This window comes from Gordonia sp. GN26 (assembly GCF_054823965.1).
The window spans coordinates 1-19,171 of record NZ_JSYC01000165.1; the positions used below are offsets into that span (position 1 = coordinate 1).

The 19,171-nt window shown below is 69.2% G+C and carries 17 protein-coding genes; 10 read left to right on the forward strand and 7 right to left on the reverse strand.

The window, feature by feature from the left end; genetic code table 11:
• Positions 1-83: 83 nt before the first annotated feature.
• On the reverse strand, positions 84-1,676 hold the full coding sequence (locus OK17_RS21630) for a glycosyltransferase 87 family protein (protein WP_461418732.1): 1,593 nt from the start codon (positions 1,674-1,676) through the stop codon (positions 84-86).
• Positions 1,677-1,812: 136 nt separating this feature from the next.
• Here OK17_RS21630 and OK17_RS21635 point away from each other — a divergent pair, with 136 nt between their 5' ends.
• Together OK17_RS21635 and OK17_RS21640 are read left to right on the forward strand one after the other, a co-directional pair.
• Positions 1,813-2,307, forward strand: a complete 495-nt coding sequence (locus tag OK17_RS21635; RefSeq protein WP_461418711.1) for a polyadenylate-specific 3'-exoribonuclease AS — start codon at positions 1,813-1,815, stop codon at positions 2,305-2,307.
• A 41-nt stretch (positions 2,308-2,348) separates the two neighbouring features.
• Complete coding sequence (locus tag OK17_RS21640; RefSeq protein ID WP_232718165.1) at positions 2,349-3,746, forward strand: class II 3-deoxy-7-phosphoheptulonate synthase; 1,398 nt, start codon at positions 2,349-2,351, stop codon at positions 3,744-3,746.
• A 135-nt stretch (positions 3,747-3,881) separates the two neighbouring features.
• Here the strand turns inward: OK17_RS21640 and OK17_RS21645 are convergent, their stop codons facing one another.
• Positions 3,882-5,126 (reverse strand): protein kinase domain-containing protein, encoded by a 1,245-nt coding sequence (locus tag OK17_RS21645; RefSeq protein WP_461418712.1) that lies wholly within the window; start codon positions 5,124-5,126, stop codon positions 3,882-3,884.
• A gap of 124 nt (positions 5,127-5,250) precedes the next feature.
• Here OK17_RS21645 and OK17_RS21650 point away from each other — a divergent pair, with 124 nt between their 5' ends.
• Positions 5,251-5,616, forward strand: coding sequence for an Rv2175c family DNA-binding protein (locus OK17_RS21650; RefSeq protein ID WP_005200101.1), 366 nt, complete (start codon positions 5,251-5,253; stop codon positions 5,614-5,616).
• Here OK17_RS21650 and OK17_RS21655 read toward each other — a convergent pair.
• On the reverse strand, positions 5,585-7,177 hold the full coding sequence (locus OK17_RS21655; protein WP_461418713.1) for an alpha-(1->6)-mannopyranosyltransferase A: 1,593 nt from the start codon (positions 7,175-7,177) through the stop codon (positions 5,585-5,587). The genes OK17_RS21650 and OK17_RS21655 overlap by 32 nt on opposite strands.
• Positions 7,174-8,325 (reverse strand): polyprenyl synthetase family protein, encoded by a 1,152-nt coding sequence (locus tag OK17_RS21660; protein WP_461418714.1) that lies wholly within the window; start codon positions 8,323-8,325, stop codon positions 7,174-7,176. The genes OK17_RS21655 and OK17_RS21660 overlap by 4 nt, the downstream gene beginning before the upstream one ends.
• A gap of 11 nt (positions 8,326-8,336) precedes the next feature.
• On the opposite strand from OK17_RS21660, the gene OK17_RS21665 reads away from it, so the two are divergent.
• On the forward strand, positions 8,337-9,314 hold the full coding sequence (locus tag OK17_RS21665) for a methylenetetrahydrofolate reductase (RefSeq protein WP_461418715.1): 978 nt from the start codon (positions 8,337-8,339) through the stop codon (positions 9,312-9,314).
• Between the two features lie 22 nt (positions 9,315-9,336).
• On the opposite strand, the gene OK17_RS21670 is transcribed toward OK17_RS21665, so the two are convergent.
• The 3 genes from OK17_RS21670 to OK17_RS21680 form a co-directional block, all read right to left on the reverse strand.
• Positions 9,337-10,224 carry an LppM family (lipo)protein gene (locus OK17_RS21670; protein WP_461418716.1) on the reverse strand — a complete coding sequence of 296 codons (888 nt, stop codon included), beginning with the start codon at positions 10,222-10,224 and terminating at the stop codon, positions 9,337-9,339.
• 62 nt (positions 10,225-10,286) lie between these two features.
• Complete coding sequence (locus tag OK17_RS21675; protein ID WP_461418717.1) at positions 10,287-11,909, reverse strand: phytoene desaturase family protein; 1,623 nt, start codon at positions 11,907-11,909, stop codon at positions 10,287-10,289.
• Between the two features lie 49 nt (positions 11,910-11,958).
• Complete coding sequence (locus OK17_RS21680; RefSeq protein WP_461418718.1) at positions 11,959-12,627, reverse strand: GNAT family N-acetyltransferase; 669 nt, start codon at positions 12,625-12,627, stop codon at positions 11,959-11,961.
• A 320-nt stretch (positions 12,628-12,947) separates the two neighbouring features.
• On the opposite strand from OK17_RS21680, the gene OK17_RS21685 reads away from it, so the two are divergent.
• The 6 genes from OK17_RS21685 (at position 12,948) to OK17_RS21710 (ending at position 19,055) form a co-directional block, all read left to right on the forward strand.
• On the forward strand, positions 12,948-13,412 hold the full coding sequence (locus tag OK17_RS21685) for an SAV_6107 family HEPN domain-containing protein (protein ID WP_461418719.1): 465 nt from the start codon (positions 12,948-12,950) through the stop codon (positions 13,410-13,412).
• A 177-nt stretch (positions 13,413-13,589) separates the two neighbouring features.
• Positions 13,590-13,991 (forward strand): DUF3040 domain-containing protein, encoded by a 402-nt coding sequence (locus OK17_RS21690; protein ID WP_232718175.1) that lies wholly within the window; start codon positions 13,590-13,592, stop codon positions 13,989-13,991.
• 462 nt (positions 13,992-14,453) lie between these two features.
• Positions 14,454-14,894, forward strand: a complete 441-nt coding sequence (mraZ, locus tag OK17_RS21695) for a division/cell wall cluster transcriptional repressor MraZ (protein ID WP_006434990.1) — start codon at positions 14,454-14,456, stop codon at positions 14,892-14,894.
• Between the two features lie 243 nt (positions 14,895-15,137).
• Entirely contained in the window at positions 15,138-16,124 is a 987-nt protein-coding gene (gene rsmH / locus OK17_RS21700) for a 16S rRNA (cytosine(1402)-N(4))-methyltransferase RsmH (RefSeq protein ID WP_461418720.1), read from the forward strand.
• Between the two features lie 2 nt (positions 16,125-16,126).
• Positions 16,127-17,017 (forward strand): hypothetical protein, encoded by an 891-nt coding sequence (locus OK17_RS21705; RefSeq protein ID WP_461418721.1) that lies wholly within the window; start codon positions 16,127-16,129, stop codon positions 17,015-17,017.
• 103 nt (positions 17,018-17,120) lie between these two features.
• On the forward strand, positions 17,121-19,055 hold the full coding sequence (locus OK17_RS21710; protein WP_232718178.1) for a peptidoglycan D,D-transpeptidase FtsI family protein: 1,935 nt from the start codon (positions 17,121-17,123) through the stop codon (positions 19,053-19,055).
• Positions 19,056-19,171: the final 116 nt, after the last annotated feature.

The window sequence follows — 19,171 nt, forward strand, 5'->3', positions numbered from 1 at the left end:
GGCTCGTCGCTTGCGCTCCTCGCACCTCAGCCAGCAGTGGGGACCTCGGCAGCAATGAACCCGAGCCCGGCGCCGGAGAAGCTCTAACCCGCTTCGCCGACCCTCGCCTCGTCGAGGATGATGCACAGTTCGGGAATCCAGTCGCGATCGGCGGGGACGACGTCGTCGAGGTCCAGGCTCCGGAGGTCGGCGGCGGTGAACCACTGCAGATCGAGGTGTTCGAGCGCGGCCGGGGTGCCGGCGCGGAGACGTGCGCGGTAGGCGTGCAGGACCAGACCGTTGGGGAGTGTCACCGGCTTCCCGACGGCGTCGCTCGCCTCCACCTCGGCGCCGAGTTCCTCGCGGATCTCCCGGACGAGGGCGGCGGCATGGGTCTCGCCGGTTTCGACCCGGCCGCCGGGGAGTTCCCACTTGCCGGCGAGTTCGACCGGATGGGCGCGCTGGGCGAGCAGGACCCGACCGGCGTCGACGACGGCCGCGGCGACGACGTCCTTCGGGCGGTCGTCGGGCGCATCGACGCCACGTGCGGAACGGGTGGCGATCATCCAGCCCATCGTGACGAAGGTGGCGATCGTCCAGGCCGCGCCGAGTACGGCCTCGACGGCGGCAGGGGGCACGGGACCGTATTCGATGAGGACGCGCAGGACCCACGGGATGCCGAGGCCGGCGACCACGAGCCACAGACCGAGGACCGCGCGGGCACCGGGGCGTCGTGCGCCGGCGCCGTGGACCAGCCAGATACCCAGCGGGACGACCCAGACCCAGTGGTGGACCCAGGAGATCGGCGAGATCAGCAGCCCGAAGAACTGCACGACGAGCAGGACGCCGAGTGCGTCGGAGACCGCGCGCCAGGTGAACACGACGACGATGGTGGAGACCACGACGCCGACGAACCAGATCCAGCCGGTGCCGACGTCGAAGCCGACGAACCGCGACAGTGTTCCGCGCAGACTCTGGTTGATGACCGCCTCGACGGGACCGATTCGTTCCGCGTCGCCGAAGAGGGTGCCGTAGTAGGTCCGGGTGACCTCCGGGAAGAGCAGCAGACAGCCCAGGACGGTGAGGACGAAGGCGAACGCCGCCGACAGCGCGCCCCACGGTTTGCGGACGGCGAGGTACCAGAGGCCGGTGATGGCCGGGGTGAGCTTGATGCCGGCCATCAGTCCGATCAGCGCGCCGCCCGCGAGCACGCCGCGTTCGTTCGGCGTCCCGTCGGCGCGGCGGGCCCAGGAGATCGCCAGCAGGGTGCCCAGCATGAGGAAGACGTTGATCTGGCCGTAGTCCAGGGTCACCCGGACCGGTTCGCACCAGATCGCCGGTGCGGTCCACAGCGCGGCGAGCGCGTGAACGTCGGTGGTGCGGCCGCACAGCCGCAGCGAAAGGACCACACACGCGTAGAGCGCGGCGAAGGTCGCGAGCTGCCAGCCGATCGCCACGACGTCCCACGGGATCAGCGACAGAGGATAGAGGACCACCGCCGCGAACGGCGGATAGGTGAAGGGGAGCGCGAAGTCGGTCTCACCGGAATAGGTGAACAAATAGAGCGACCCGTCGGCGAGACCCGCCGAACCGTCGCGGTAAACGTGCAGGTCCACGAAGTTCCTGCCGTTCACGGTCAGCGTGTCCCAGACGAGCCGCGCGATGATCGACGCCGCCAGGAAAGCGGTCGCCAGCACAGACCTGGAGCGCACGAATTACCAGGGTAGCCAGCAAAGGACGGCAATGGCCAAACGTGCGTCACCCCGGCGCGTGGGCGGAACGGGTCGAGGGAGTCCGGGGAGTGCGCGATCGGCGTATGTGAATACTGTCCCCATGCGGTTCTTCTACGACTCGGAGTTCATCGAGGACGGAAACACCATCGAGCTGGTCTCGATCGGGGTCGTCGGCGAGGACGGCCGTGAGTTCTATGCGGTGTCCACCGAGTTCGACCCCGGCCGCGCCGGTGACTGGGTCCGGGCCAACGTGTTGCCCAAGCTGCCGTCGCCGTCGTCGCCGGTCTGGAAGGACCGTCGCCGGATCCGCGAGGACCTCCTCGAGTTCCTCACCGCGGACGGCTCCGACATCGAGCTGTGGGCGTGGATCGGCGCGTACGACCACGTGGTCATGTGCCAGATGTGGGGTCCGATGACCGCGCTGCCCCGTCCGATCCCGCGTTTCACCCGGGAACTCCGCCAGCACTGGGAGGCCGCCGGGCGTCCCCCGCTCCCGCCGGCGCCGTCCGACGCCCACGACGCACTGAGCGATGCACGGCACAACCTGCGCCGTTGGGAGGCGATCGAGAAGGCCCGTCTGGACTCGCGTGGCTGACCCGGCGTAACTCGCGGGGGAGTCTGCTTTACGCTGGACCAGTGGTGAACTGGACCGTAGACGTTCCTATCGACGAACTCCCCGAACTGCCGCCGCTGCCCGGTGGGCTCCAGGAGCGTTTCGACGACGCGATGAGCCGCCCCGCGCTGCAACAGCCGAGCTGGCCCGCCGAGGAAGCACGCAAGATCCGCACCGTCCTGGAGTCGGTGCCGCCGATCTGCATGCCCGCCGAGGTGCAGTCGTTGTCGGCGCAGCTGGCCGACGTGGCCGAGGGCCGCGCCTTCCTGCTGCAGGGCGGTGACTGCGCAGAGACCTTCGCCGACAACACCGAACCCCACATCAAGGCGAACATCCGCACCCTGCTGCAGATGGCCGTCGTCCTCACCTACGGCGCGAGCATGCCGGTGGTCAAGGTCGCGCGTATCGCCGGTCAGTACGCGAAGCCGCGGTCGTCGAATGTCGACGCCCTCGGTCTGCCGTCGTACCGCGGTGACATGGTCAACGGTTTCCCGGCCGACGAGGCCGTGCGCCAGCACGATCCGTCGCGTCTGGTGCGCGCATACGCGAACGCCGCCGCCGCCATGAACCTGGTCCGGGCGCTGACCCAGGCCGAGGCCGACCTGCACCGCGTCCACGACTGGAACCGCGAGTTCGTGCGGACCTCGCCTGCGGGCGCCCGCTACGAGGCCCTGGCCTCCGAGATCGACCGCGGCCTGCGGTTCATGGACGCCTGCGGCGTCACCGACTCGAGCCTCCACTCGGCGTCGATCTTCGCCTCGCACGAAGCACTCGTCCTCGACTACGAGCGCGCCATGCTGCGTCTCGCCGACGCCCCGGACAAGGAGTCGCAGGAGAAGGTCCTCTACGACCTGTCCGCGCACTTCCTGTGGATCGGTGAGCGCACCCGTCAGCTCGACGGCGCGCACATCGCCTTCGCCGAACTGATCAGCAACCCGATCGGTGTGAAGATCGGCCCGACGACGACGCCCGAGCAGGCCGTCGAATACGTCGAGCGTCTCGACCCGCACAACGTTCCCGGCCGGCTGACCCTCGTCGCCCGCATGGGCAACGGCAAGGTACGCGAGGTGCTCCCGGCGATCGTCGCCGCCGTCGAGGCGACCGGCCACAAGGTCATCTGGCAGTGCGACCCCATGCACGGCAACACCCACGAGGCGTCGACCGGCTTCAAGACGCGTCACTTCGACCGCATCGTCGACGAGGTGCAGGGCTTCTTCGAGGTCCACCGCGCACTCGGCAGCCATCCCGGTGGCGTGCACGTCGAGCTGACCGGTGAGGACGTCACCGAATGTCTCGGTGGCGCACAGGAGATCTCGGACCTCGACCTCGCCGGCCGCTACGAGACCGCCTGCGACCCGCGCCTCAACACCCAGCAGTCGCTGGAGCTGGCGTTCCTCGTGGCGGAGATGCTGCGCGGCTGACGGTTCGGCCTGGCGGCGAGGTGGTTTCGATACGCCTCGTCGCAGGCTCCTCGGCTACTCGACCAGCGATGGGGTGCGCCTCGTCGCAGGCTCCTCGGTTACTCGACCAGCAGCGCTCTGCCGTCCGTGTCGAGGTCAGCCGATCGTGAGATAGGTGCTGCCGACCCAGAACCCGGCAGCGCCGAGACCCACGGCGATCACCAGCACCAACAGAATCCACACGACCGCGCCGAGGCGCCCGCCCCCGATGAGTTCGGGTTCGAGCGGGTCCTGGTCGTGCGCATCGACGGCGTCTCGGCGACGGGGAACCGGTCGGTCCTCGCGCCCGCGTGCCGCCGCGCGACCGTCCGCGTCACCGGCCCCGGCGACCGGGCGGATCGGTGCCGCGGGGGAATCCGGCGTCGACGATCCCGGTTCGTACGGTCCCGGTGCCGACTGGACGCGGGTGTCGTGGCCGACCGGCCCGGCTGCGCGGTAGCGCGACTTCATCTCTCGCTCCCGGGACCGCTTCGGTGCGGGCACCGTGAACGGCGGGAGGTCGAGGTCGTCGGCGACCGCGAGCAGCGCGTGCTGCATTTCGAAGCCGTCGGCGAATCGGTCGGCCGGGTTGCGTTCGGTCGCACGTAGCACGATCTCGTCGAACTCCGCAGGGACACCGGCGATCACGTCGCCCGGCGCGGGAACGTCGTAGGTGAGCCGCTGGTAGGCCAGCGACAGCGGTGAGTCGCCGTGGAAAGGCGTTCGGCCGGTGAGTAATTCGAACATCATCACGCCCATGGAGTAGACGTCGCTGCGGGCGTCGGCGTGGGTGGACTCGACTTGTTCGGGGGAGAGGTAGGCGGCGGTACCGAGGATGACGCTGGCCGAGGTGACCCCGGCTTCGGCGACGGCGCGCACGAGTCCGAAGTCGGCGACCTTGACTTCGCCGGCGTCGGAGATCAGCACGTTCTCGGGTTTGACGTCGCGGTGGACCAGGCCCGCCGCGTGTGCGGTCCCGAGGCCGCCGAGTACGGGTTCGGCGACGGCGACCACCGCATGCGGCGGCATCGGGCCCCGTTCGCGGAGGAGTTCACGCAGGCTCCCGCCGTCGACGAGTTCCATGACCAGGAAGGCGATGCCGTTGTCGATGCCCTGGTCGTAGACCGCGACGAGACCGGGGTGCTTGAGGCCGGCCACCGCCCGCGCCTCGAACTCGAAACGGCGCAGGAACTGCGGATCGCCCGAGTACCGGGAGTCCATCACCTTGACCGCGACCTCGCGTCCGAGCCGGAGGTCGACACCGAGGTAGACCGCCGACATGCCACCCCTCGCGATGGGTGCGTCGATGCGGTACCGGTCCTCGAGGACGGTCCCGAGCATCGGGTCGACGGGGGCGTTCACCCCGCTGAATCTACCTGCATGACCACGCCGTCGGGGGCATCGGCGCGTGTGACCCGCCCCCGGTGTCGGGCGCGCGGAGATCGGCGGTTTCATCGTGCCCGCCTCTACCGCTACGCTTCTTTCCGTGGGTTCCATTCCGTTGTCGCCTGACACCCTGTCCGCTGATGTCGAGATGCTGTCGGTCGACGAGGTCGCCGACCGGCTCGCGGTGTCCACCAACCGGGTGCGCACACTCATCCGCGACCACAATCTGCTCGCCGTCTCGCGCGGTGGCCATCCGGTCATCCCGGCGGTGTTCTTCGACGACGAGGGCGTCGTCAAACACTTCTACGGTCTGGTCGGGGTCCTGCTCGACGGCGGTTACACCCGCGACGAGGCGATGAACTGGTTGTTCACCGTGCAGGAGGATCTCGACCTCCACCCGGCCGCGGCGCTGCACACCGACTCCGCCCGGGAGGTCATCCGCCGGGCGCAGGCTCAGGCTTTCTGACCTCGTCCTCGCCGGCCGCCGGCTGCTCGGGTGTGCCCGTACGTTCCGTGGCCCAGGCCCATCGTCCGAAGCGGCCGAGCCGCAACGGGTCCGGACGTAGCAGCGACCAGGCGGCGAGTCCCGCGAGCAGGAACGCCAGCGTGAGCTCAACGGGCTTGTAGAAGACGATCGCATCGTCGGGCTGGAAGACAATGAGCATGAACGTCGACGCCCCGACCACGGTCGCGCGCGCCCACGGCGGAAGAGTGAACGCCACGGCGATCGCCAGCGCCCACGTGTAGTACCAGGGGAGTGTGGACGGTTCGAGCAGGAGCACGGCCAGCATCGCCCACGCCATCCCGGCAACCGCATCCCGCTCGTCTCGCCGGTGACGCCACCACAGCGCGACAAGCGTGACAGCGAGGACCACCGACCCGATCGCACGCGTGATCTCCAGCACCGGTTGCAGATTCAGAGCGACGAACGGTGCGGCGACCAACGTGACGACATGGGCGACGAAGGTCGGGATCGTGAACCAGTTGATGATCACGTCGGCCCAGCCCAGTCCCGTCAGCCAGCCGAGCCCGAGGCCCACCAGCAGGGTCCAGAGTCCGAACACCGCGACGGAGATGCCGACGATCGCGGCGAAGACGCCGACGACGTCGCGGGCGGTCACCGGGCGGCGGGACCGTATGTGGGACAGCCAGATCCACAGCACGAACGGCACCGCTATCCCCGCGGTGACCTTGATCGACACCGCGAGCGCGAGGACCGCCGTGCCGGCGACGTGACGTCCGGTCACGACCAGGACGACACCGGTGGTCAGTACGCCGGCCATCAGGAGTTCGACGTGGGGTCCCGCGACGAGGTGGATGAGGACCATCGGATTGAACAGGGCCAGCCACAGTCCCGCCTGCGGTGAGGCGCCGAAATGCCGTGCGAGGCGGGGGACCGCCCACAGCGACAAGAAGAGTCCGGGTAGGAGGACGAGTCGCACGGCGAGGATGCCCGCGACGACGTGGTCGCCGGTCACCTCGGTGACGACCCGCAGCAGACCCATGGTGAACGGCCCGTACGGCGCGGTGGTGGTGGCCCAGACCGTCGCCATGCTGTCGACGAGCGGACCCGGGTGGTGGGCCGGGCCGTCGGCGTAGGGGTTGAACCCGGCACCGAAGACCGCCCCCTGCGCGAGGTAGGCGTAGACGTCGCGGCTGTAGACCGGCACCGCCACGAGCAGCGGTGCGGCCCAGACGAGTAGCCACCGCTGCAGGGTCCGGACGGACGGGGAGTCCGTGGCGCCCCGGGCGATCCGACGTCCGAGTCGGACCCAGGCGAACACCATGGCGAAGACGCCGAGCCAGAAGAAGATGCCGAAGAGATTCTTGCCGTGACCGTAGGTGATCCAGCTGAGTCCCAGATCGGCGAGTGTCGTGGTGTTGCGGGGCGGGTCGCCGACGCCGAAACTACCCACGCAGACCAGGATCGCGCCGATCGCGCCGATGATCAGATCGCCGCGTGCGGTCCGGTCACGGACGCCCGTGTGTGCGGGCGCCGGGGTCGATGCCTTCACGTCGGACTTCACGCCTCGCGATGAGCGGTCCGGTGGGCGACCGCGGTGAGTTCGCTGCGGATGTCGTCGCCGATGTCGGCGGTGTCGAGTGCACCGATAGCGGCGCCGAGGAGGTCGTCGATCTGCTCCTCCATCTCGGCGACCGCGCCCACGTCGACGAGAAGCCCTCGCGCGGAGCCCAGTTCGTTCTCGTCGAGTGGGCGTCCGATGAAGTCCCGCAAACGGTTCCCGAGAGCGGGGTCGGAGTCGTCGGCGCGACGCAGGGCGGTGGCCAGCAGGGCGGTGCGCTTACCCGAGATCAGGTCGTCACCCGAGGGTTTACCCGTCCGCTCGGGGTCGCCGAAGACGCCGAGCTGGTCGTCGCGCAATTGAAAGGCGATACCGAGGTCGTGGCCGATCTTCCGCAGCGTCGCGACCAGATCCTCCGACGCACCGGCGAGACGTGCGCCGAGCTCGAGCGGGCGGGCCACCGTGTAGGCGGCGGTCTTGAACTCCATCACGCGATAGGCGGCGGCTGCCGAGTCGTCGCCGCTCGCCTCGTTGACGATGTCGAGGAACTGGCCGCCGAGCACCTCGGTGCGCATCGCCGCCCAGGTCGCGCCGACGGCGGGCGGGAGCGCCCGGTACTCGACGGTGCCCGCCGTAACCCCCGGCCGGTGATCGTGCACGAGGTCGTCGGCCCACGCGAGCGCGAGGTCGCCGGCCAGGATCGCGGCGGCCACCCCGTGGTCGGCGGCGTCGCCGGCCCAGGAGGCGGCGGCATGGCGCGACTGGAAGACACGATGCAGCGTCGGGTGCCCCCGCCGGGTGTCGGACTGATCAATGATGTCGTCGTGGATGAGGGCGCACGCCTGCACGAGTTCGAGCGCCGCGCCCACCCGCAGCGCGTCGCGGGCCTCACGACCGACGTTCGACGCCGGATCGGCCTCGGCGCGATCCGATTCGGTCATGCCACACCGCCATCCGGCGAAGGCGAAGACCGGCCGGATCCGCTTGCCGCCCTGCAGGACGAAGTCCCGGACCAGTTCGGCTGCGGTGCCGACCACCGGGGCGATCTCGGCCGCGGCGGGCACCGCGACGTCGAAGAAACTGCGCAATTCGGTCTCGACGGCCGCCGGGACCGCATCGAGCGAGGTCGGCGTGGGGGAGGCGGAGGTCACCCTGCCAGGCTATGCGAATCGCTCTCTACACTGTTCGGGTGACCCCAACCGCTCCGGCACCCTCGATCGTCGAACGCCTGTCCGCCCCGCACCGTGGACCGGTGCCGTTCTCTGTCGAGTTCATGCCGCCGCGCGACGCCGAAGGCGAGGCCCGCCTGTGGCGCGCGGTGCGGATCTTCGAGCGGTTGTCCCCGGCCTTCGTGTCGATGACCTACGGCGCAGGCGGTTCGACTCGCGACCGCACGGTCCGCATCACCGGCGAACTCGCCGCCCAGACCACGCTGCTCCCGGTGGCGCACCTGACCGCGGTCAACCACAGCATCGCCGAGCTGCGGGCGCTCGTCGGCGCGTACGCCGATCAGGGCATTGCCAACATCCTCGCGCTGCGCGGCGACCCGCCGGGTGATCCGCTCGGGGAGTGGATCGCCCATCCCGAGGGCGTCGAGTACGCCGAGGAGCTGGTCCACCTGATCGACACCCTCGGCGACTTCCACGTCGGCGTGGCGTCGTTCCCGGAGGGCCACCACCGTGCCCCGGACCTCGAGCACGACACCCGCAACCTGGTGAACAAGCTGCGCGCGGGCGCCGAGTACTCGATCACCCAGATGTTCTTCGACGTCGAGGACTACCTCCGACTCCGCGACCGGGTGCAGGTCGCCGACCCCGAACAGGGTGCCAAGCCGATCATCCCGGGCATCATGCCGGTGACCTCGCTGGCCTCCATCAAGCGCATGGCCGAGCTGTCCGGTTCGGTGATCCCGCCCAAGGTGATCGAGCGGTTCACCGAGGCCGCCGGTGACGGTCCCGAGGAGGATCGGGCGTCGGTTCGCGCCGTCGGCATCGACTTCGCCACCGAGACCGCGGAACGGCTCATCGCCGAGGGCGCACCGTGCCTGCATTTCTGCAGCCTCAACTTCGCCAAGGCGACCTCAGAGGTGCTCGGCCGCCTCGGTGTGGACGTCGACGCCGCGCTGCACGTCCCCGCCTGACGCGCCGGTTGGTCGCGGCTCCCTAACTGTTCTCGGTCGCCTTCGCGGCCTTCGGGTCGGCGGCCGCCGAGAGGCCCTCACCCGACAGGGTCGACGGCGCGGTGTTGGTGGCGACCGGTCGTCCCGGGCGCGGGCCGCGGTACCGCTTCGCGTAGGCGAGCCGCGCGATGACCAGCACCGCTATCAGGCACACGATGGCGACGAACCAGGACCAGCTGCTGACCGCGGCGGTCGCGGGGTCCGGGTAGGTGGCGTCGGCGGTGAAGTCCGACGGCTCTCCCGGAGCCGGCGTCCAGGTGACCGTCGACTCGCCGACCTGGTCACCATTGGTCGCCGTCACCGGCCCGCCGAAGGTGACCGTCAGCTGGACGAAGTTGCGACCCGGGATGAGCTCGGACAGGTCGGTGTCACCGCGGAATCGGACCACCTCGCCGCTGCGCTTGGCGGTGAGGTCCATCGTCAAGGAGGTCTCGCCGTAGGCGTCGGCGATGATGTCGCCGAGCTGGCCGAACTGGCCTGCGGTGAGATCGGAGAAACTCGCGCGGCTGCCCACGCGGGTGACGGCCTCCTCGGGCCTGTCGCCGCCGGCACCCTTGTCGTCACCGTCGGCGGAGTCCGACTCCTCCTCAGGCGTCTCCTTGTACTCGGTCACCGAGACCTGCCCCATCATCGACTCGGGGAGATCCAGCTGCGGGGCGCCACGGGGATTGTCCGGGGCCGTCGCGACGATGACACTGCCCGAATACCGATCGCCCACCGTCGTCGAACGCTCCAGACAGCCGGCCATCAGCGGCGACAGGAGGAGAGCCACGACCGCCACCGCCACCGGCATCAGCCGGCGGTGTCGGGACTGACCGCGGGAGGACTTCGGTGCACCCTGCTCGGGATTCGACAATCGCACGCTGCTCATCGTGCCAGACACTCAGCCGAACACCTGTCTCCGACGCTCGGCCGAACAGACGTCTCCGACGCTCAGCCGAACAGACGTCTCCCACGTAGGGCAGCGTGGCCCGCGATGTAACCGCTCGCGCCCGTCACCCCGCCGCCCGGATGCGTCGACGCCCCGGCCAGGAGCAGCCCGTCGGCGCCGGGGACGCGATGACCGGCCAGATCCGGGGTCGGTCGCCACATGAACATCTGGTCGATCGACATCTCGACATGCATGATGTTGCCGCCGATCAGCCCGAGTTCGGACTCGAGATCCTCGGGGGTCTGGATGTACCGGTGGGCGATGGACTCCGCGAAACCCGGTGCGTGGCGGTCGACCTCGTCGCACACCGCTGCGGCCGCCTGTGCACCCAGCGTCGACCAGTCGCCCCCGGCGTTGCTCGCGAGCCGGTACGGATGCCACTGCGCCCACAGGTTGATCGCGTGTCTGCCCTCCGGGGCGAGGCCGGGGTCGATCGCCGAGAAGCTCATCGCGACGACGGCGGGCCGCGGAGGCAGTGAACCCACCGCCGCGGCGGCGTGCGCGCGGACCAGGTGTGCACGGTCGGTCACCAGCAGACCGAGGGCGGAGTGGACGCCGTGGGCGGGCAGATCGTCGGGGAGGTCGCGGTAGGCGGGTAGCGCGGTCGTGCCGAGGCGTACCGCCATCCCGATCCCGCTGCCGACGACGATGTCGCGCCGCCAGCGGTCGATGGTCCCGGCGTCGAAACCGCCCGCCGCCAACAGATCCAGGGTCGCCAGGACATGGCAGGCGTTGATCACCGTGGGCGTACACCGACGCTCACCGGATTCGGTCTGCACTCGCCAGTGGTCACCGCACCGGGTGATCGAGACGGCCGGGTCCCCGCACACGATCCGGCCGTCGTCGGCGCCGATGCGGTGGACGAGCGCATCGGTCAGCGCACCGCTGCCGCCGATCGCGCGGCCGGGTGGGATGACGTGCATCAGGGCGGCGAACCCGACCATGGGCGCGGTGCCGGGCGCGTTCATCGGCGGCCCCGACTGCGCGCCGAACCAGGCGAGCCCGGCCTTGAGCTGTTCGGAGTCGAAGTAGCGGTCGAGGAGCGAGTCGCCGGACGTCATGAGTTCGGCGGTGAGGTTCATCATCGCGCCGCTGCGGCGTCCGATCAGGCCGGTGCGTTCGGTGGTGGCCGTCGACCCGAGACCGGCGAACGCCCGCCCGAACTGTCCCATCGACGCAGGTCGGTAGAAGGCGTCCATGACGGCCCGCGCCCGCGGCGTCCAGGTCTCGACGAACTGCCGATACGCCGCGGCATCCTTTGCGCCGCATGCCCGTTCGATGGAGACGCAGGTCGCGTCGAGGTCGGTCCGGAAGACGATCGCCGGCGCCGTGTCGGTCGCCGGCACGAAGGCCCAGGGGTCGCAGTCGACGTAGCGGAGTCCGTGCGAGGCGAGGTCGAGGTCGTCGAGAACAGGGGAGTGCCGGATCATCAGGTGCGCCGAGGAACCGCGATCGATGCGGTACCCGGGGAAACGTTCGACGGTCGACACCGCCCCGCCGGGGATCTCGTCGCGCTCGAAGACCTCGACATCGCGTCCGGCCTTCGCGAGGTAGGCCGCGGCGATGAGGCCGTTGTGGCCACCGCCGACGACAACGGCGTCGCGCCGCTCCCCGTGCCCGCTCATGCGTGTTCCGTGTCGTGCGCTGTCGTCGTTGTCTGTGCCACGCCCTCCATCATCCAGATTGTGGGGGACCGGGGGGCGGCGGTTGCAGGTTCAGCGGCAGCGGACGGCCGAGGAACGCGAACGGACGGGGGTCTCCGGTGAAGGTGAAATGCCGGAGCACGTCCGAGAAACCCATCCGCCGATACAGCGACCAGGCCCGGTTCTGCTCGGCGGGGATCTCCGGCGTCGACAACAGCACATGGCGTTCGGGTCGCTCGGCGAGCAGCCGCGCCAGCAGCAACTGACCGATGCCGCGCCCCTGCGCGGTGGGGTGCACGTGGAGCTCGGTCAGCTCGAAGTAGTCCCGGGCGATCATCTCGATGTCCGCGGGGGAGCGTCCCGTCTGCCGCAGCCCGAGCCGGAGTTGCTGGTTCCACCACTGCCCGGTCGCACCGGTGTAGCCGTAGGCGATGCCGACCAGGACGTCGTCGGGGCCCGTACCCACCGGCGGTCCGACCCGACGCCGGGACGTCGGCATCGACTGCGCCTCGTGCGGGGGCAGGGTGGCGACCGCGCCGACCGCACGCCAGCCCGGCCGGGCGATGTGTTCACGCCACAGCGACGCCCGGTGCACCTCGGTCCCGCGGGGATACCCCATCGCGGTCACATAGACGTCGAGGGCGGGCTCCAGCCACACGCGGGAGTCCTGACCACCGAGGTTCACCAGACGAATCGTCAACGTCGGATCGTCTCCGGGCTCACCGAGCGGGCCCGCACCGCCCCGGCCATGCGCTCTCCGACCATCTGGTGTGACTGTCCTCTCGGTATGGCGGGCTCCGCGGAATCGGGTCGCGGGAGTCGGTGTTGAAGAAGGATGCGGGCGCGGCCCCACGCCTTGAAGAGACGCGCACCGCTAGCTATATTGAACGTGTCGAACGGGTGTTCGATGAATGTGCCTCCGCAAGCTGTTCGCGTTCATCCCGACGACATGACGGTCCGGTGGCGGACGAGGGAAGCGTCTGCCACCGGACACCGTCGCCAGCGAGTGAGGAGGATGCCATGCCCGGACGGCCCACATCCCGCCGGTCCACCCCCGTCGACCCGGTGATGGTCGGACGTGCGCGCGATCTCCTCCAGCGTGCCCATCTCCTCCTCGACAACGCCGATGGTGTCTCCGACGACGCCGAGCGTTTCCGGCAGTTCTATCTCGTCGCCCTCCGTGCGGCCGGTGCCGCGATCGCCATCGGCGAGCCGGCCGGCCCCGCCCGCCGCAAGACGTCGAACGCCTGGACCCGTATCGGTGTGGTCGCTCCCGACCTCGCCCCGCTGGCCGCGCGGTTCGCCACGCTGTCGCCCGTCCGGATGAAAATCGAGTCGGGGATCATCCGAACACTCGACCCCGACAGTGTCGCCGGCATGCGACTCCTCGTCCTCGACTTCCTCCGGCAGGTCGAGACCTTGGTCATCGCTTACGAGCAAGGCAAATTCGGGACAGAGGACCCCCAAATCGGGCGAACTGCGTGAGGCCGGACACACTTTCGGCGTTCCGTTGTCGTTCCGGTATGTGCATCCGGGCCCACAACAGTGAGTAATGGTGGTCGCGGCTGATTTCACCTCGTATCATGGGAGAATAAGGCGCAGACGCCTCACCGGTCGCGGTTGACCGTCGTCGGCGTCGCGGATCAGGGAGAAGGAGGGTCGGTGCCACTTTCGGAGCACGAGCAACGCATGCTCGAACAGATCGAGAGCGCTCTGTACGCGGAAGACCCCAAGTTTGCGTCCAGTGTCAAGCGTCGTCGGCTGGGTAAGTCGAGTGGCCGTCGTCGCCTACAGGCGGTGGCGGTCTTCGTCGTCGGCCTCGTGATGCTCGTCGGCGGTCTCATCGTCAAGATCGACATCGGGGGCTTCCCGATCGTCAGCCTCCTCGGCTTCCTGGTGATGTTCGGTGCCGGCCTCTTCGCCCTCTGGGGTGACGACCTCGCCGACTCCGCGACCGCCGCGCCGCGCGCGGGAGGCAAGAAGCAATCCGGGTCTTCCGGCTCCAAGCGCAAGCTGTCGGAGCGGATGGAAGAACGATTCAACCGTCGGTTCGAACAGGAGTAGATCTCCGGTCGGTCTGACGGCCACGACCCTCGAGAGCCGCGCACCCATGTGGGTGCGCGGCTCTTTTGCTGTGCACGACCCGGCTTCTCACGTGCGATTCGGCGCGCTGTCGACCATGTCCCCACCGTCACCCACTCCCGGCCCCCACCTGCCCCCACCGGCGTTCCCCACCTTCCCCCACCCGAGTTCCCCACTTTGCCCCACCTGGGAAGAAGCACTGGTCGCATGGGCATCTGAAGCCTCAGAAAGCCCGTCTGTCACACGATCGATGGGCAAGGCGACACGCGTTCACGCACGGGACACGCACGAAGTGTCAGAAGTTTCACCTGCTTGAACTGGGGATTTGCTGGATAGTGGAGGTCGAGTGGGCTTCTGGGGTGGAAAGTGGAGGAAAGTGGGGTACTGTGGCAGCACTGGGTGAGGCGATCCGGAGCGCGGAACCCAGGGGCAGGAGGTGTCGACATGTCTGTGCGATTCGTCGGCACCTACACGCCCAAATTGGACGACAAAGGGCGACTCACGTTGCCCGCCAAGTTCCGCGATGCACTGGCAGGAGGGGTAGTGGTCACCAAAGGCCAAGACCACAGCTTGTCGGTGTATCGGACCGAAGAGTTCGATGCGATCGCGGCGAGGATCGTCGAGGCGTCACGCAACGACCCTGACCTGCGTGCGTTTCAGCGGACCTTCTTCGCCGGTTCGGAAGAACAGCGACCGGACGGCCAGGGCAGGATCAGCCTGTCCTCCGACCATCGCGTCTACGCGGGACTGTCCAAGGAGTGCGTGGTGTTCGGCAGCTTCGATCACCTCGAGATCTGGGATTCGGCCGCATGGGACGAGTACCAGTCGCAGCACGAGGAGAACTTCTCGGCAGCCAACTCGGCCGCGTTGAACGCGGTCTTGTAGCCGAGAGGGGACGAGGCGAAGCGGTACTCGGGCTTCGGGTGGCACGAGGCCCCGATCCGGTCCGACCCTGGCGTACTTCCCCAACGCCAGGTACGGAATCGGATCGGGACCTCGCTCCATCCGGGGCGCGGCCCGACGGTGATGAACCGTCCGCCCGCGACATGAAACTCCTCCGACAAGTCCTTCGCACCGAAACGCCGACTCTGCCGACCGACATGGCCGACACGCCGATGGGGGCCCTCCGTGGATGACACTGGTGACGACACTCGCCGCTCCGGCGAGTTCGGCCACATCCCGGTCATGGGCCGGCGCATCGTCGAATTGCTCACCCCGGCACTGGAATCAGAAGACCGGCGGGTCTTCCTGGATGCGACGCTCGGTGCCGGTGGGCACAGCGAACTCATCCTGAACACATTCCCCAACGTGCACCTCGTCGGTATCGACCGCGATGCCTCCGCCCTGGACATCGCGCGGCGCCGACTCGAACCGCACGCGGACCGGATCTCCCTGCACCAGGCCACTTTCCACGAGATCGCCGACGTCCTCGACGACGCCGGTGAGGAAACCATCGACGCCGCCCTGTTCGACCTCGGTGTCTCGTCGATGCAGCTCGACCAGGCCGGCCGGGGTTTCGCCTACTCGGTCGACGCGCCCTTGGACATGCGGATGAACTCCGACGACCCGCTCACCGCGGCGGACGTCCTCAACACCTACGGTCACGGCGAACTGGCCCGTGTGCTCTCCGAGTACGGGGAGGAGCGCTTCGCAGGCAAGATCGCCTCGGCGGTCCTGCGGGAGCGCGAGAAAGAACCGTTCACGACGAGTGCACGTCTCGTCGAACTGCTCTACGCCACCATCCCGGCGGCGACCCGGCGGACCGGTGGCCACCCGGCCAAGCGCACCTTCCAGGCCCTGCGTATCGAGGTCAACCACGAACTCGACGTCCTCCGCGAGGCGTTGCCGACCGCGCTGTCGGCGCTCACCGTCGGCGGCCGTGTCGCGGTGATGAGCTACCAGTCGCTCGAGGACCGGATCGTCAAGCGGGAGTTCGCGGCCCGCACGACCTCGACCTCGCCGCCTGGCCTGCCCGTCGAGTTGCCCGGCACCGCCGCGGAGTTCCGCCTCGTGACCCGCGGCGCCGAGCGTCCCGACGACGAGGAACTGACCATCAATCCGCGATCGGCACCGGTTCGAGTCCGGGCGGTCGAACGAGTCGAGAAGAAGGGCTGATCATGACGATCCTGCACGACGCCCCTCGTCGCTCCGGCTCCGGCCGTTCCGACGACAAGCGTTCCGGCTCAGATCGTTCCGGCGCTGGACGTTCCGCCACCGAACAGAACAGTCGTCGGTCGCGGCGCGCCCGCATCGAGTCCGAGCGCGCGACCCGTTCGCGGGCGGCCCAACGCGCGCTGGATCGCCGTCACAAGCGAATGGCCACCGGCGCGGTCGCACCGCGTGCGGCCCGCGGCGGGCTGTCGATGTCCGGTGTCTCGCTTCGAGAACGGTTGCAGCACACACCTTTCGTGGTCCCGGTCATCGCATTGCTGGTCCTGGGCCTCGGTCTGAGCCTGTGGCTGTCCACCAAATCGGCCCAGGACTCCTACAAGCTCGGCATCGAGCGGACGGAGAACCAGTCGCTCATCGACCAGCGGGATGCGCTCAAGCGGACCTACGAATCCGGCAACTCTGCTCCGGAACTGTCCCGGGAGGCAACCCGACTCGGCATGATCCCGTCGGACAACCCGGCACGGATGATCGTCGACGACCCGCGCCGGCCCCGCATCGTCGGGAAACCCGCACCGGCGTCGGGGAAGCCGATGGCCGACCTCAACCCCGAACTGAAGCCCGACCCCACCGAGACCATCGACCCGCGCAAGGTGGACGACTCGATCGGACTCGGCGGCGGCGCCGTCGGCGCACCCAACCCACCGGCCCAGCAGACCCCGGGTCAGCAGACCCCGGCCCCGTCGACCCCGGGACAGTCCGGGCCCACGCCGTCGCCGCAACCCGTTCCGGCGCAACCCGATCCGGCCCCCGGGCAGGGGGAGGCCTCGCCGCCGGCCGAGTCGGGGCCCGCGCCCTCGAGCCCGATCCCGGCGCCGAACGTCGTGCCCCGGACGTGAGGTGGCCGCGGGTCGTAAGGGCTGTCACAGTGCGCCCACCGATCTGCAACCCGCCGACGCCAAATCCCTGTCACGACCTTGAAGCGGTGAACAATTGACGACCATGACACGTGCGACCTTCGAGCGACTCGGCCACGCGCCGTCTCGCCCGGGACGTCGCCCGGGCCAGGGATCCCGCGCGACCGCAGGCGGCCCGGGTGGCCGCGGACCGGGAAAGGGCGGTCCCCGAAACAGCGGGGGACTGCACAGTTTCGGATTCCGGACCAAGGTGTTCGGAGTCGTCGTGCTGCTCGTGGTCCTCGCGGTCGCAGGGAAGATGATCGTCGTCCACACCATCCAGGCCGGGTCCATCTCGGCCGAGGCCGCCCAGCAGCGCGAGTACACGCAGGTCCTGACGGCCAAGCGTGGTTCCATCCTCGACCGCAACGGTCGCCCGCTGGCCTACACCGACGAGGCCCGGTCACTGACGTTCCTGCCCAAGGCGGTTCGCAAGTCGATCGATGAGGAGCACCGCAAGAACGACGAACTGCCCGGCGTCGACGAGCGCCTCAAGGAGATCGCCAAGGGCGTCTCGGTGGCACTCGGCGGCTCGATCAGCGAAGAGGACCTCCTCGCGAAGATCACCGGCGACGAGCCCTTCGTCTACCTCGCACGGTCGGTGAGCCCCGACGTCGCCAAGCGCATCACAGAGGAGTTCCCCGAGGTGGGCGCCGACCCGGAGAGCATCCGGCTCTATCCCGGTGGTTCGCTGGCGGCCAACGTCATCGGCGACGTCAACTACGACGGCAACGGTCTCATCGGCCTCGAGGCCTCCCTCGACGCGATCCTGTCCGGCACCGACGGTTCCCGTACCTACGACCGCGGATCGGACGGCGCGATCATCCCGGGCAGCACCCGCAACGTGCACCCGGCCATCAACGGTTCCACCGTCCGCCTGACCCTGGATTCCGACACCCAGTGGTTCGTCCAGAGTCAGGTCATGAAGGCCAAGCAGGCGTCCGGAGCGAAGGGTGCCTCGGCGGTCGTGCTCGATGCCAGGACCGGCGAGGTGCTGGCGATGGCGAACGACGGCACCTTCAACGCCTCGCTCCCGCTGTCGGACCAGCCGAAGGCCGAACTCGGCAACCCGTCGGTCACCTCCCCGTTCGAGCCCGGCTCGGTCAACAAGCTCGTCGCGGCCGCCGCCGCCATCGAGTACGGCCTCACCCGGCCGGACACGGTCCACCAGGTGCCCGGCAGCATCCAGATGTCCGGCGTCACCGTCCGCGACGCCTGGGAGCACGGCGTCGAGCCGTACACGACCACCGGCATCTTCGGTAAGTCGTCGAACGTGGGCACGCTGATGCTCGCCAAGCGCATCGGTGAGGAACGCTTCGCCGACATGCTCAAGCGATTCGGGCTCGGCCAGCGCACCGGCGTCGGCCTCCCGGCCGAGAGCGCCGGCGAGGTCCCCGCACTGAGCCAGTGGTCGGGCGGTTCCTTCGCCAACCTGCCCATCGGGCAGGGTCTGTCGATGACGCTGCTGCAGATGACCGCGATGTACCAGGCGATCGCCAATGACGGCCTGCGCATCCCGCCGCGGATTCTCGCCGGCGAGGAGCGCGACGGCGACACCACGGAGGGGCATGCTCGTCCCGAACCGGTCCGCGTCGTCAGCGAGGAGACCGCCCGGACGGTCCGCGACATGTTCCGCTCGGTGGTGCAGGACGATCCGATGGGCGTGCAGATGGGTACCGGCACCAAGGCGGCCGTCAGCGGCTACCAGGTCTCCGGCAAGACCGGTACCGCCCAGCAGGTCGATCCGTCGTGCGGCTGCTACTCGAACTCGCGCTACAACATCACGTTCGCCGGGATCGCCCCGGCCGACAACCCGCGCTACGTCATCGGGATCATGCTCGACAACCCGCGCCGCAGCTCCGACGGCACCGGGGGACAGTCCGCCGGACCGCTCTTCTCGACCATCGCGTCGTGGATGCTGCAGCGCGCCCAGGTCCCGCTCTCTCCGCCGACCCCGAGGCTGACCCTCACCGCGAAGTGACCCCCACCCCGTTGGTCGGCGCACCGCGTCCCGGACGCCGATCCCGGGGTCGGTATCGTGAGTGCAATTCTGCGCCGAACACGAATGGGCCCGCGGTGATCGGACCGCGAACACCC